Consider the following 14,385-nt stretch of genomic DNA (forward strand, 5'->3'; position numbering starts at 1 on the left):
TACAAGGAGCAACGATGCCCACCGTCACCTACACCCAGCCAAACGGCACCCAGCAAACCCTCCAGGTCGAGGAAGGCACAACACTGATGCGCGCCGCCGTCAGCAACGGCATTGACGGCATCATCGGCGAGTGCGGAGGGCAGGCCATGTGCGCCACATGCCACGTCTACGTGCGGCCGGAATATGCCGAGGCGCTGCCCGAGATCAGCGACGACGAAGACGAAATGCTCGACTGCGCCACCGCGGAGCGGATGGACAGCTCACGGCTGGGCTGCCAGATCAAAATCGACGCAGAACTCACAGGGATTGTCGTCGACATCCCTGCCGGCCAACTCTAGAAGCGGGGCAATGACATGAGCGTTGTCATCATTGGCGGCGGACAGGCCGGCCTACAGGTCGCCGATACATTGCGGACCGAGGGGTACGGGGGCGAGATCCATGTGATCGCCGAGGAATCCGGACTGCCCTACCAGCGCCCGCCGCTGTCCAAGGACTACCTGGCCCCGGGCCAGGAGCCGGCTCCCTTGCCGCTGCGCGGAGCTTCCTTTTTCGTGGACAAGAACGTCACACTCCATGAAGGCGCCCAGGCACTCGCCATCGACCGGGCGGAACGGAAGGTCAAGCTCACCGAAGGTTCACTCGACTACGACCACCTCGTCTTCGCGACCGGTGCCCGAAACAGGATGCTGAACTGCCCGGGCGCATCCCTGTCCGGCATCCATGGACTGAAAACCCTGACAGATGCAGAAGCGCTGCACACGGCGCTGCCCACCGCCCGCAATATCGTCATCATCGGTGCCGGATTCATCGGACTGGAATTCGCCGCCGCCGCCCTGGCCCACGGATGCGACGTGACCGTACTGGAATTCGCGCCTCGCCCGATGGGACGTGCACTGACCCCCGTCATGGGTGAGTGGTTCGCAGCCGCCCACCGTTCACAAGGCGTCGACCTGCGCCTCGGCGAAGGCATTGACCGCTTCGAGCCCGGCGCGGATGGCCGCGTCGGAGCCGCAGTGTCCACCACAGGGGCTTCCTATCCTGCTGATCTGGTCCTCGTGGGCATCGGCGTTCAGCCCAACGACACCCTGGCCTCGGACGCCGGCCTCGAAACCAGCAACGGCATCGTTGTCGATGAAACGCTGCGCACAGCGGACCCTGCCGTTCTGGCGATCGGCGACTGCGCCAGTTTCCCCAGCGCACACGCCCAGGTCCGTCTGCGTCTGGAGTCGGTCCAGAATGCCACCGATCAGGCCCGTCATGCCGCACGCACGGTCCTAGGGGCTAACCACCCGTACACGGAGCTGCCTTGGTTCTGGTCCACACAGGGCCCATACCGGCTGCAGATGGCAGGGCTCGCACGACCCGATGACGACACGCTGGTCCTGGGTGATCAGGCGGCAGCTAAGTTCTCCGTCCTCTGCTTCAGGGACGGCGTCCTCACGGCTGTGGAATCGGTCAACGCGCCCGCGGACCATATGGCCGCCCGCAAACTACTCGCCGCCGGCACGGGCATCACCCGCGACCAGGCAGAAACCGAGGGGTTCACCCTGAAGGCTGTCGCAAGCACCCAGTTAGTCCCAGTAGTCGCCTGACAGGGATTACCCGTCTCCGCCCCGACAAATCCCCCCGTGATCATGGTGATGATCCCGATTTCAAGGGAGAAGAATTTTGTCAGCACAAAGAAGTGCCGCGCCCCTGTGATGTGGGCGCCGCTCGTGGCCGCAATGAGTTGAACTGGCTGTTTTCGGGGGTGTGTACATTGTGCACATTTTGGGTGTCGGATCGGGCCTCAGCGACCCGTCATGAAACCCCCGGGCTAGGGTCTCAGAGCTTTTCGCCGTTGGGTGCCGCCACCAAGAAGGAGACGAGGCAGGCTGCGGCTGCAATGCCGACGGAAACCCATAACGCGGGAGCATAGCCGACGGAAGCCGCCTGGGCGGCGAATGGTTGCACAAGCACGACGCCGAGACCGGCGCCAGTGCCGAAACTGGCACCATTAAGGCCGGGCAGTGCCGCGGGGGCCTCCCTGGGGGACAACACGACAGAGAGCCCGTTAAGACTTGTAAAGAGAAAGCCTGTGTAGGAAATGCCAAGGGCGGCAACAGCGAAAATAATCACAAAGAGATTGTCGGAGAAAGCCGCTGCGACAATGCCGAAGGCCAGACTGAAGCCTGCTCCGAGCCGCAGGGTTAGGAGCCACCCGCGGCGGTCGGCGATCCAACCGGCCAGGGGGGCAGTGCAAACGCCGAGCAGAGCTGGCGGGGCCAGGAACAGCAAGGCCGCAAGGGAGGGATTTAGTCCGAAGCCATGTTGGAGGTCCTGGCTAAGAACCACCACGGTGAAATTAAGCATGGCGAACATGCCGGCGAGGGCGAGCAGGCTGGTAGCGATAACAGGCCAGAACTGCCGGGAACGCAGGTAGTGGACGGCGATAAGGGGGTGCCTGCGCCTCTTTTCTATAGCCCAGAAAGCCGCGAAAGTGACCACTGTTCCGACAAGAAGTGCCAGTGAGATCGGAGACGTCCATCCCGCGGAGGAACCTTCAGAAACGAAATATGTCAGGAATATCAGGAACACGGAGAGGGAGCCGGCACCCGACCAATCCATGCTGCCGCTCACGCCTTGAGGCCGGCCTTGAGGGACAACCTTTAGGATGCACACGGCAGCGATTGCTGCCACGACCAGCACCACGACGAAAATTGATCTGAAGCCGAGGGCTTCGGTCAGGAGTCCACCGGCGAAGCCGTCCAGACCGCCGACTCCACCGCTGATCGCTGCCACAATACCCAGCGATACCCCAAAGACTCTCGCGTTCAGGTTTTCGTTGAGGACGATGTAGGCCAGGGTGAACATGGCGCCGCCTGCTCCCTGCAGGATTCTTCCCATAACGAGCAGGGGCAACGTCGGAGCCACTATGCCCAGGATGGTGCCGGCAACAACGGTGCCGAGGGCTACAAGCATGGCGGCACGGCGACCGATGAAGTCGCTCCAACGTCCGATGACGGGCACTGCAATTGCGGCGGAGAGAAAGAACATCGATTGAAGGGGTGCCGCGCCGGCCGGTCCCTCACCGAAGGCGGCGGCCATCTGAGGAAGTGCCGGCGTGACCATGCTGGCGGTCAGCTGAAAGGTCACCGTGGCCACGATCAGGGTAGAAATCAACCTTGTCGCACGCCAGCCGTCGATCTTATGTTGTTCAGAACTTGTGCTGGGATCTGTGGTTGAGATGTTCACATAAAACTCCTTTGTGATGCCGGGGATCCGGCGTGCGGCAGCAAGCCGCTGAATATTGTGATGTCGGGACCTACCTGAAAAAATTGGCACCACGAGTGGGCAAGCGCCCTGAGAGCATGCCCTTGGTCTAGGAACACCAGCTTCAAGGCCGGAAGTTTTGCCTGCTCCACGGAGTTGGTCGCTCAAGAAGTTAGCGTCTCCCAGAACCGCCGGGACTGGGCGGTGATGTGGTAGGGGATAACAGCTGCCGCCGCGGATTCTGTCGGCGCGGTGACGTTACTGCTCGCGTCCGGAAAACTTGATCAGGGATGACAGTGTGATCTGTGATCCGATGAGCGGCGATAGCCTGAAGCTTGCCGGCAGATAGTCGGTATAGTCCTTGAACGGTGCTTGTGTCAGCCAAGCCCCTGCTATCCATATCTGCTCTGGACTCGGACCTGTGAAGGCAGCCCTTCGGGAGAGCGCCTACCACATCGGTGCCGGTATTTGCATGGCTGAGCAGACCGGTCAGTTCGGATGAAGCACGCGCAACGGGTCTTCGTGGTTACCCATCACGAACGCTCAGACGTTGCCACGGCTTAGGATGCTCGCCGTCGCGAACGGCTCTGCCTTAGACGGTCTTTCTCGACTGGTCCACGAGTTGACCTTCGTGCACGTAGGATTCATATGCTTCGCTGAGATCGACATACTTGCGAAAATTCCGGAGGTCAGACAACTGGTTGTTACGAACGCGAGCAACGAAGTCAGTATTCGCGATTTGCGCCCGGCCTACGCCAATAAAGTCGAAGTCAGCTGCTGTGAGGCCGCGTCGGACCCGAGCCAGGTCCTGCTCGACCTGAAGCTCGGGTTCCTGATCATCGAAAATGTCCTGGGCGAGATCCGTACTTAGGCCGACACTGCCGATGGCGATGACCGGGACGGTAGTCATGGTCTTCACCCACGAAGCAAGGCTGCGCTCTGGGTCTAATTCAGGCCATGCCGGGGCATCAAACCGGCGTGTGGATACGTGGAACAGGTTCACTCCGGCTCGCTCAAGGCGCTGGATGAATGGACGGAGGTCATCTGGATGATCAGCGATCCTGGCACCGTAGTCCACTTCCTTCCACTGTGAGAACCGGAATGAAATTATGAAGTCTGCCCCTGTTGCCTCACGAATAGCAGCTACGATCTCCTCAGGAAAGCGTGCGCGCTCGACTAAGGTCGCCCCGCCATATTCATCTTCGCGCTTATTCGTTTCATGCCAAAGAAAGAGGTCCAATAGGTATCCGTGGGCGCCATGGACTTCGATGCCGTCCGCTCCTACCTCTTGGGCGATAATGGCGCTCTGCACATATGCTGCCTTTGTGTCTTCGAGGTCCTGACTGGTCATCGCTAAGCCGTTAATGCGACCCTCCTGAACCAAGCCGGAGGGGCTTAGTGAGGGGTAATTCGGAAAAGGATTTGGGATTCCATCGACTACTAGCCGCAAAGCGCCGGGATGCCATAGTTGCATAAGAAATACCGCGCCTGTTGCCGTTACGGCCTTCGCGACGCGACGCCAACCCTCTGCGGTCTCTTGGCCGATGATGCCGAAAACGGGCTGCCAGTAGGCCGCAGGATGATCTGGTGCTGCCCCTTCGGCGATTATTAGACCTGCGCCATCTTCGGCACACTTTCGCAGGGTATCTGCCATGCCAAGGGTCGGCGCATAATCACGCGTTTTCCGTTGCATCGCTGGCAGTACAAAACGATTACGAATCCATTTCTTATTTACCAGTAACGGTGAGAATAGTGGATCCGGATTACATTTTTCTGACATTTATGGCACCTCTCCGTTGAGTGTGGCTCGAATTCCTCACACTTTACTCACGGCTTCATTGGTCCACAATTAGGCACATTTTTGTTCCCATGCGATGCAAGACTGTTTTTGAAGCAGCTCCCACCCCTGTTCCTCTGCTCGCCTACCGGAGGTTATGTCCTCTACTTGCAGGTCAGCGGGGCGGGTCGTCCCATGGCTGCATGTCTGGACAGGCCGGTTTTTAGGCCGCCAAATGCAAACACTGCTTTGTAACGGAGACCTTGGGGGTGGTCCAGCACCATCGCGTGCCGGACCCCGCGTGAGTCAGACAGACGGGCTCCGTTTAATCGCGCTGCACCTACGTTTGGCCGTGTGATGAACTATTCTTTCGGCCTACCAGTCCCGCCCCGGCCGGACCAGACATCAGCGATGCAATTTGAGTGCGTGAGTTGAAACCAAGTTTCGCCAAAATACGCTCAATATGCCCTCCAACCGTTCGGGGTGACACCACGAGTTGGGCTGCGATCTCCTTATTGCTGAGCCCCTGGGAAACCAGGCCGGCGATTTGAGCTTCTCGCTGAGTGAGCGCGGTACCTCCATGCTTCCCATAGCCGTCTGGGGTCTCAGCCGTGCCGTTACGGCGCTTGGTACTTACTTTCGTGAGGCCGGGCTGTGGGGTACCTGTCGAGGCGTACCCTGTGCGGGCTGCGCCTAGTGCAAGCTCGATGGCTTGCTCCTGAGAGGGTTCAGGGCGGGCAGTGAGGACCTTGAATTCCCTTTCCCCGAGCTCGCGTCGCACCTTGGTCGCCATCTGCTCGAAGTCCTTCTCCAGAGGGCCGAACGCCGAGATAGTGGTTCCTATCCCACTCCATACGGCCCGGGCTGCATGGTAGAGAACGGCTGCGGATTCGTAGTGTCCGCCCGAGGCAGCTGTCCAGGACATTTGTTCAATTGTCAGAGCGATGCAAAGGCCGTCGGGGAAGTCTCGTTGTATTTCGAGTGCTGCGATCTGTGATTGCCTCGCCGCATCCAGTTCCCCAACGTGCCACTGGCACAGCCCCATCACGGCATCAGCGTAGGCATGGGCCCATCGTTCTCCGTAACTATCGCTTACCTTCAAGACCTCCCGGCAGGTGGCCAGGGCATCCCCGGTGCGACCGGCGTACATTTGAGTCCAAGCCAGCAGAAATAAGGCGTAGAGGGCCGACGCCGTATCGCCCACTTGGCGGTGAACGCCGACAGCTGCGGTAAAAAGCCCCATGGCGCGGTCCAAGTGATCGTCGAATACCTCACAAAGGGCCTCCCAATGATCTGCATGGGCCGCCAGTGCCCTGTCGTTGAGGCTCTCTGCGATCAGCCGGCATTCGGCAACGTGCTCCCGCGCTTGTTCCCTGTCACCCTGCACGAGGCAGATCCAGGCTCCAACCCACAGTGCGGCTCCTCGTTCAGGGCTCGGTTCGGTTGCTAACTTAAGTAGGCGGTCCAGCCATCGCCTGCCCTCGGCAAGGTTCCCGCCGGCCGTCCAGTGGTACCTGAGCAGGGCGGCGAGGTGCAGCCCCGCGCGTTCCTCCCCCGGAGTCGAGGCCGACCACTCCAGCGCAGACACAAGGTTCGGATGGTCACGCCGCGCCGCCATCAGCCGTTCGGCCTGGTGCGGGCCGCACCAATTCTTCACTGTGGCAGCCGCCCGGGTCAGGTAGTGGTCACGCTGGCGGCGCCGCATGTCCGTGGACTCCCCGACTGATTCGAGAAGCTCAGCACCATACTCGCGGAAGGTCATGAGCTGGCGGTACCGAACCCGGACGCTGCCTCCCGTTTGGGTGCCGTAAACGTTCTCGGCGACGACAAGCGACTTAGCCACAAGGTGGTCAATCAGATCGAGCACGCCTTCGCGTGTCAGCTGGCCAAACCCGCAAACCTCTTCGGCAGCCTCTACCTCGAAGCCGCCCGGGAAGACTGAGAGGCGCGCCCACAGCAGCCGCTCATCTGAACTGCAGAGTTCGTGGCTCCAATCGATCAGTGCCCTGAGGGTCTGCTGCCTTGGTAATGCCGCGCGGCTGCCGCCAGTCAGAATATCGAACCGCTTGTCAAGCCGCTCGATGAGTTGAACAACTGACACTGAACGCAGCCGGGTCGCTGCAAGTTCGATCGCCAAAGGGATCCCGTCCAGTCTCTGGCACAGTTGTGCCACAGCCAGCCGATTACCCTCGGTAACTTCGAAGGTAGGATCCACGCTACGAGCCCGGTCTATGAGCAGGCGGACAGCGTCGAAGGACTCGATTGTCATACCTTCCGCGGCTGTATGGACGGGAGCTGCAAGAGGAGGCACGTTGTAGACCTGCTCCCCGAAGATGCCCAGAGGCTCCCGGCTCGTGGCCACAATCCTCAATCTCGCAGCTCGATCAAGGAGTCGGGCGGCCAGGACGGACACTGCATCGAGTAGATGCTCGCAGTTATCGAGAACGAGAAGGAGATGCCGGTCCTGGACATAGTCTGCGATCCTCTGCAGGGATGACCGGTTGGACTGGTCCGGCAGCCGCAGTGCAGCGGCTATGTGAGATCCAACCATTGCGCCGTCCTCCACCTCGGCGAGCTCCACGATGAAGACACCATCGCTGAATGCCTTGCGGACCCGAGAAACCAACTCCAGCGCCAGACGCGTCTTACCGACGCCGCCAGGACCCGCCAGAGTCAGAAGCCGGGAGCGTGACATCAGCTCACGGGCTTCAGTTAGCTCGCGACGCCGTCCGATGAAGCTCGTCAGATGATGGCCGTCGTGTGAACGGCCGACAAGTGCGTCGGTACTCATGTTCCTCCTGTGATGCACAAAACAATACAGGTATCAGATGGGGTCATCTGACCCGTTTCTGCTCCACCGAAAAAGACCACACTGGAAGCAGTTGCAAGGATGCAACAGCGGCCTCGATGGAAAGACTGATGAAACACATAGGGACCCTTAAGCGCCAATGCCCACGCCGAGTACACCTCCCAGCGGCGGTATGCCACACAGCACGGGCACATTGCGGGAAAGATGCAACCCGCTCTCACCAGGTAACCACGGGATACTGTCATGCAGCACACGTCTGGCCCTACGGAGCACATTCCCATGCTGCGGAAGTGCCTGAAGGTTGTGGCAGGCACTCGGCTTATCGCTGAGCTCAGTTCCGGGAAGTCGCCGGCTGATCATGACAGCGACGACGTCCATGGCCAATGCACTCGAAGCCAGTTCGCGCCGAAGACATGAACAGGGAGAGATCCTTGCAGGCCCCTGGTCGGAGTCGCGTGAGCGCTGAACCTCGAATTATCGATCACCTATAAATGTCTCCCGCATCGGGGCACTTGTGCGATGTGTTCATCATCCGCGAACTGGTTAGGCGTCCCCACGTCCGGCGACAGCAGCGCGAACAACAGGACCGGCCCGATCCACGTAAAACGACCGAAGCCGCTGCTCGTGCCGCCATCTAATTCCTCGGACCGCTTTGTCCCCAAATTTTTCTACGAGCTAGGAGAACCCATGTCAGTCACTATTGAGCGACCAAATGAAGTCGATCGAATGCGCTTCTTCATCAACGGAGAGTGGGCCGAACCCAGCACTGTCCGCATCCAGCACCAGATAGAGGCGGCCACAGGCGAGGTCATCGGTGCCGCAGCGTTAGGCTCGGAAGCCGATATTGATGCGGCCGTAAAGGCTGCGCGGGGTGCTCTCGATAACGGTCCCTGGGGCAGGTCAACCGCCGCCGAACGGGCCGCAACGCTCCGCAAATTTGCCGAGGCGCTCGAACGCCGTGCCACTGATACGTCAAAGCTCGTCAGCAGGGAAAACGGCATGCCCATCGGGTTGTCGCAGATGCTCAATGGCGGTGCCCCCTCCGCCCTTCTGAGAATCTATGCCGATGTAATAGAAGCCCTCCCTTTGGAAGAGGTACGTCCAAGCCAGGCAGGTTCAACAATCGTCCGTCGCGAACCAGTGGGCGTGGTCGGTGCCATAGCACCCTGGAACTTCCCGCAGGCATTGGCGATGTTCAAGATTGCCCCTGCCCTGGCCGCCGGCTGCACTGTCGTTCTCAAACCATCCCCGGAAACCGCGCTGGACTCTTATGTATTTGCTGAGGCCGCCCGGGAGGCAGGACTGCCCGACGGGGTGCTCAACATTGTCCTCGGCGATCGTGATGCCGGCGCCGCACTCGTTTCACACCCACTCGTTGACAAGATCGCATTCACCGGATCAACCGAAGCGGGCAGGATCATCGGCGCAGAATGCGGACGCCTTATCCGCCGCTGCACACTCGAACTCGGTGGAAAATCGGCAGCCGTTTTCCTCGAGGACGGCAGTATCGAGACCTTCCTGTCCGGGCTGGACAATGCCTCGTTCCTGAACAACAGCCAGACGTGCACCACCCAATCCCGCATCCTGATCGCGCGTTCCCGGTATGAGGAGGTTGTGGATGCCGTTGCCAGTTTTGCCGACTCGTACAAGCTCGGGAACCCTCTTGATCCATCCGTAACAATGGGCCCGATGGCCACCCAAGGGCACCTCGAACGGGTTTTGGGCCATATCGAAACAGCGAAAAGTTCCACTGCCCGGCTCGTTGCTGGCGGCGGGCGCCCGGCCGCGTTGGACCGAGGTTGGTTTGTCCAGCCCACCGTGTTCGCCGACGTTGACAACAATGACCGTCTCGCTCGGGAGGAAGTCTTTGGGCCGGTTATGGCGCTCATCCCGTTCGATGATGACGAGGATGCCGTGCGAATGGCCAATGACAGCAACTATGGCCTCGGCGGGTCAGTGTGGAGCGCCGACGAAGATCGGGCGTTGTCGGTCGCACGAAGGGTGCGCACCGGGACGATCGGCCTGAATTACTACACCCTTGACCTCGGTGCCCCCTTCGGTGGATTCAAAGACTCCGGCATTGGCCGGGAGCTGGGCCCGGAAGGGATCAACGCCTACCTCGAATACAAATCGATCTATGGCTCTTCCAAGTACCTGTCTGCCTGAACAGCATCCATCAAATACCTGTCGTGCGCTACGGGCACAAGGTCCACTAAGGGAGTTCGAATCTTGATGACAAATCCGACCAAAGTTGTCGACGCCTACTTTGCGGGAGTGAAAGCCGGGGACGCCAGCGCCGTTGCAGCACTGTTTGCACCTGATGCCCTGCTGATCAACGCCAAAGGAACCATCCGGGGCGCAGACGCAATAAAGACGATGTACGAAAACGGACTAGCTCCAGGGGCGATGACGCCAAGCCCACGGCCGCCAGTGGTGAACGGCGACCACGTCGCTGTCGAAATAGAGCTGGATGCGAACGGGGTTCCTCTCAAACTCGGCGATTTTTTCACGATTAAAGACGGCAAGATCCAGACTTTGACCATTTACAGCCTCACCCCCACCGACGCCAGCCTGTTCGACAAGGTGGGAGTGGACCCGGCCCAGTAACCGGAGGCGGACACACGCTTTCACTGGAAACCAGCAGGTCCAGCTGCCGATACCTTCCAAAGCAGTTTCAGCAACATTGATGAGGAGAACACATGAAGGTCGCAATTTTCGGCCCTGAACGCAAAGTTGGCATCATACGGAGCGAATCCGTGGTCGATGTCAATGCCACCTATGCAAAGTATCTTGCAGAGACAACCGGGGCGGCGCGGGCGCAGGCACAAGCCGACCTTGTGGTCCCGCATGAGCTAAGTGCTTTCATCTCGGAGGGAACGCGGGCCCTTGAGGAAGCACAAACCGCCGTGGAGTATCTATGGTCCGCAGCAGAGGACGACCGCGGTCTGCTGGGCGAGCAGCTCTGCTTCAAGTTGGGCGAGGTGGAACTTCACCCCCCGGTCGCCAAGGAGGCCCGTATTTTCTGCGCCTTGGCGAACTTTTACGACCACATGGAAGCGGCGAGCAAAAACAGCTCGGCCGGAGACACTTCTGAAGTCCTGGAGCGTCTTGTCAAGGGCGGGCCGAAGTACTTCCTCAAGGATCACCGCGCGGTTTCCGCTGACGGACAAGAAGTACGCTATCCCGAGCGGACAAAGCGCCTGGATTACGAGGCGGAAGTTGCCATCATAATTGGCAAGCGCGGGCGGGACATCCGCAGTAATGATGCCCTCCCGTATATCTGGGGTTACACCCTGCACAATGACTGGTCTGTCCGAGACAACGTCTCTTTCGGTCCCGACTTCATGCACTCAAAGAATTTTGATACCTCCGCCACCATTGGTCCTTGGATTGTGGTGGGGGAAGAGCTCGACCCTCAGAACATCCCGATCGAGTGCCGTGTCAACGGCGAGATCAGGCAGAGCGGCAATACGAAATCGATGGTGCACGATTTCGCTGCGTTTATCCAGCATTTGTCGGCGGACACCACACTGTATCCCGGTGATCTTGTCAGCAGCGGCACGCCGAAGGGGACAGCTATCGATTCCAGCCAACAGCAGCCGGACGGATCTCACCCGGAAACACTGTTCGTAAAGCCGGGCGACGTAGTCGAAGTGTCCTCAAGCCTCATCGGGACTCTCCGGAACCAGGTCGTCAAGGCGGCCAACTAAATCTTCAGTTCACGCGAAGTGCCGGCACGCGCAGGCAAGCCGACGTGACCCCTACAGATGAAGGAAGACAAGAAATGACCCAGAAGAAACAACATTCGGTCGGCGGCGTCCTCTACGACCGACCATTCAAAATCCGCCGTCTCAACCACTTCGGCATCAGCGTGGAGGACACCGGCGCCTCGCTCTCGTACTACACCGAGCTCCTGGGGTTTTATCAGGCGGATGCCCTCGACCTTCAGAAGTACGACCCGGGAGTGTGGCTGGACGGTCTGTCTGACACGAACATCTATTTCCTGCGCCACAACAGCGATCACCACACGTTCGTCCTGATGCCGCGGCCCTGGGTTGAGCACATGGACTCTCCGGCACGTGGCGACCTCACCATCAACCAGATCACCTGGCAGGTAGGGAGTCTCCGCGAAGTTGTCGAGGCCCGCCTGTGGCTCGAGTCGTTGGGCAACAAAATTGAGCGGTACGGTCGTGACCCGGGTTCCAACTGGCACRCATACTTTCCCGATCCCACCGGACATACCAATGAACTGGAATACGGGATCGAACAGGTCGGCTGGGACGGTCGTAGCAAACCTGAAGTCCTGTGGCCCTGGGCCAACGAGCACCCCTCACTGCCAACCAGCTCGGAGGCAACCGAGCTGGTTGCCGCTGAATCTGACGGAGTCGATCTGACTTCCGGCTACCGCTGGATGGACGAACTGCCCAAGACCTTTGACGTCGGCGGCGTCCTGCTTTCTCGTCCGTTCAAACCCGTTCGCATCGGCCCTGTCAGCATCTTCGTTGAAGACGTGGCGGCTGCTGAGCGGTTCTATACAGAGCGGCTGGGCCTGGTCAAAAGCGAAGAGACCACCGTCGAGGGACACCGGGTCGTGTTCCTGCGCGCCAACACGGAACACCACAGCCTCGGTTTATTTCCGCTGGAACTCCGCAAGGTGTTGGGGGTCAGCGAACATAGCACCTTGCTGGCCTTCGGCATCCAGCTAGGCTCCTACGAACAGCTCCGAGCAGCGCGAACTTTTCTCGAAGAGCGCGGAGTGAAACTCATTGACCTGCCACAGGAAGTCCACCCGGGCATCGACTACGTCATCCATGCAGTCGATCCGGACGGGCATGCCATGCAGCTGTACTACTACATGGAACAGATTGGATGGGACGGCCAGGCCAAGCCGGCGGCCCAACGGCGGACCGTGGACCCAGACAATTGGCCCGAGGCACTGGAGCCGTTATCCGACACATACGCGGGAGAGACGTTCTGGGGACCCCTCGGATAGGCCTTCAAGGCATCCTTGCGCTGCTGCGCCAGCAAGGCGCGGCTGAAAACCTGCGGCAGGAAGGTGTGATCTTGGAACACTATCCAGACTGGAAGCGGCTCATCGGGGCACACGTCGAAGTCCGCCGCCAGCAGCAACTTGTCAGGCATGGCGTCGTTGACGATGCCATGCCTGACTCCTCAATCGTCTGGCTCGCGGCCGACGGCATCAATCCGCGGACGATGTACGAGGCGGCCGAAGGCTACTCCGTTTGGGTCGAACCGCAACAGCTGAGCGGCGAAGCCAGCTATCGCATGACTTCATACCAGCTCCACCCGTAGACGCCTTGAACTCGGGTAGCCGTCCACCGCTATCCCGGAGTCAGGAGACTGGGCCTTGTGAGCACAGTCCCCTGACACCGCCCGGATAGCAGTCCCAAACCTGCAGGACAGGCTTCCCCGACCGCTTTTTACAGCGGAGGAGGACCCTGAAAATTTCGAAAAACTTCCACCTTGGCGGGCCGTCCAAGGTGCCTTTGAAAGGAACGGCATGAGCCGGATAGTCATTAGCGGAGCCTCAGGAGACCTGGGCCGCCGCGTCACGAAGCTGCTATTGAAGAACACAGCGCACGAAGACCTCACTCTCGTCACCCGCACGCCTGGGAAGCTGTCCGATCGGGCAGCGCAGGGCATTCGTGTCCTGCAGGGGGAATATCAGGACCGCGAATCACTCGACGCAGCCTATCTCGGCGCTGAGACGCTGTTTCTCATCAGCGGGCTCAACCTGGGCCGCAGAATCGCAGAGCACCGCAATGCCATCGCCGCAGCGCAGCGGGCCGGTATCCGCCACATCGTCTACACCTCGGTGAGCGGTGTCCAACCCAATAATCCAGCGATGTCGGCCAAGGACCACTACCAAACTGAACTAGACCTGCGCGCATCCGGCTTGAAATTCACTTTTCTCCGCAACGCGCTGTACTCGGAAATTGTCAGCAGCATCCAAATCGCACCGGCGGCGGCGTCCGGCCGGCTGGAAATGGCCACCGGCTTCGGCAGCCTCGCTCCCGCAGCAAAAGCAGATGTGGCAAGGGCAGCGGCCGCCGTACTTCAGGACCCCCAGGAACATGAAGGAGCTGTCTATGAAATCACGGGGCCCCAGCTGCTGAACTACGAAGACATTGCCCGTATCGGAGCGGAAATCTACGACGCCCCGATCGCATATACGCCGGTCACCCCGGAAGAGCGACAGGCGTTTTTCGACTCCATAGGGATGCCTCGAACCTACGATCCGAATATGCCCCTAAATCCAGACGGTCACCTTTGGGCCAGCGACGAACTCGTGACAGCAGACATGGCAGTTGCCCAGGGCTATCAGGCCGTCCTGTCCCAGCACGTGAAGCAGATTACAGGTCAGGAGCCTGAGACCCTGCGGTCAGTCATGGAGCGCGTGAAGTCAACGCGCTACGACCTCATCGAAGAACCGGTCTAAGAGCGATTTCCCGCTAGTACCCCCAACAATCAGGGCGGGCCCGACAACAACAGGCTACGCGCCAGGCCGACCGCTCAAAATACAGAA

The 14,385-nt window shown here is 59.9% G+C and carries 11 protein-coding genes; 8 read left to right on the plus strand and 3 right to left on the minus strand.

Annotated elements, in window-relative coordinates:
• Nucleotides 1–14: 14 nt before the first annotated feature.
• Both AC1DZV_RS00560 and AC1DZV_RS00565 read left to right on the plus strand, forming a co-directional pair.
• Entirely contained in the window at nucleotides 15–338 is a 324-nt protein-coding gene (locus AC1DZV_RS00560; protein WP_028276580.1) for a 2Fe-2S iron-sulfur cluster-binding protein, read from the plus strand.
• 15 nt (nucleotides 339–353) lie between these two features.
• Entirely contained in the window at nucleotides 354–1,592 is a 1,239-nt protein-coding gene (locus AC1DZV_RS00565; protein ID WP_476946728.1) for an NAD(P)/FAD-dependent oxidoreductase, read from the plus strand.
• A gap of 232 nt (nucleotides 1,593–1,824) precedes the next feature.
• On the opposite strand, the gene AC1DZV_RS00570 is transcribed toward AC1DZV_RS00565, so the two are convergent.
• The 3 genes from AC1DZV_RS00570 to AC1DZV_RS00580 form a co-directional block, all read right to left on the minus strand.
• A complete protein-coding gene (locus tag AC1DZV_RS00570) occupies nucleotides 1,825–3,228 on the minus strand; it encodes an MFS transporter (RefSeq protein ID WP_476952830.1) in 1,404 nt (467 codons plus the stop codon).
• A 616-nt stretch (nucleotides 3,229–3,844) separates the two neighbouring features.
• Complete coding sequence (locus tag AC1DZV_RS00575) at nucleotides 3,845–5,032, minus strand: oxidoreductase (protein WP_476868233.1); 1,188 nt, start codon at nucleotides 5,030–5,032, stop codon at nucleotides 3,845–3,847.
• Between the two features lie 337 nt (nucleotides 5,033–5,369).
• Complete coding sequence (locus tag AC1DZV_RS00580) at nucleotides 5,370–7,820, minus strand: LuxR C-terminal-related transcriptional regulator (RefSeq protein WP_476952682.1); 2,451 nt, start codon at nucleotides 7,818–7,820, stop codon at nucleotides 5,370–5,372.
• Between the two features lie 705 nt (nucleotides 7,821–8,525).
• On the opposite strand from AC1DZV_RS00580, the gene AC1DZV_RS00585 reads away from it, so the two are divergent.
• The 6 genes from AC1DZV_RS00585 to AC1DZV_RS00610 all read left to right on the plus strand — a co-directional run bounded on the left by AC1DZV_RS00585 (nucleotide 8,526) and on the right by AC1DZV_RS00610 (nucleotide 14,298).
• Complete coding sequence (locus AC1DZV_RS00585) at nucleotides 8,526–10,004, plus strand: aldehyde dehydrogenase (RefSeq protein WP_476868235.1); 1,479 nt, start codon at nucleotides 8,526–8,528, stop codon at nucleotides 10,002–10,004.
• Between the two features lie 66 nt (nucleotides 10,005–10,070).
• The gene (locus tag AC1DZV_RS00590; protein WP_476946730.1) at nucleotides 10,071–10,445 is read left to right on the plus strand and encodes a nuclear transport factor 2 family protein; all 375 of its coding nucleotides are present in this window, start codon (nucleotides 10,071–10,073) and stop codon (nucleotides 10,443–10,445) included.
• 92 nt (nucleotides 10,446–10,537) lie between these two features.
• Nucleotides 10,538–11,548 (plus strand): fumarylacetoacetate hydrolase family protein, encoded by a 1,011-nt coding sequence (locus tag AC1DZV_RS00595; RefSeq protein WP_476868237.1) that lies wholly within the window; start codon nucleotides 10,538–10,540, stop codon nucleotides 11,546–11,548.
• 74 nt (nucleotides 11,549–11,622) lie between these two features.
• Nucleotides 11,623–12,831, plus strand: coding sequence for a VOC family protein (locus AC1DZV_RS00600; protein WP_476952683.1), 1,209 nt, complete (start codon nucleotides 11,623–11,625; stop codon nucleotides 12,829–12,831).
• A 65-nt stretch (nucleotides 12,832–12,896) separates the two neighbouring features.
• Entirely contained in the window at nucleotides 12,897–13,151 is a 255-nt protein-coding gene (locus tag AC1DZV_RS00605) for a hypothetical protein (protein ID WP_476946732.1), read from the plus strand.
• 208 nt (nucleotides 13,152–13,359) lie between these two features.
• On the plus strand, nucleotides 13,360–14,298 hold the full coding sequence (locus AC1DZV_RS00610; RefSeq protein ID WP_476946733.1) for an NAD(P)H-binding protein: 939 nt from the start codon (nucleotides 13,360–13,362) through the stop codon (nucleotides 14,296–14,298).
• Nucleotides 14,299–14,385: the final 87 nt, after the last annotated feature.

The organism is Arthrobacter sp. P1_D12, assembly GCF_056406175.1.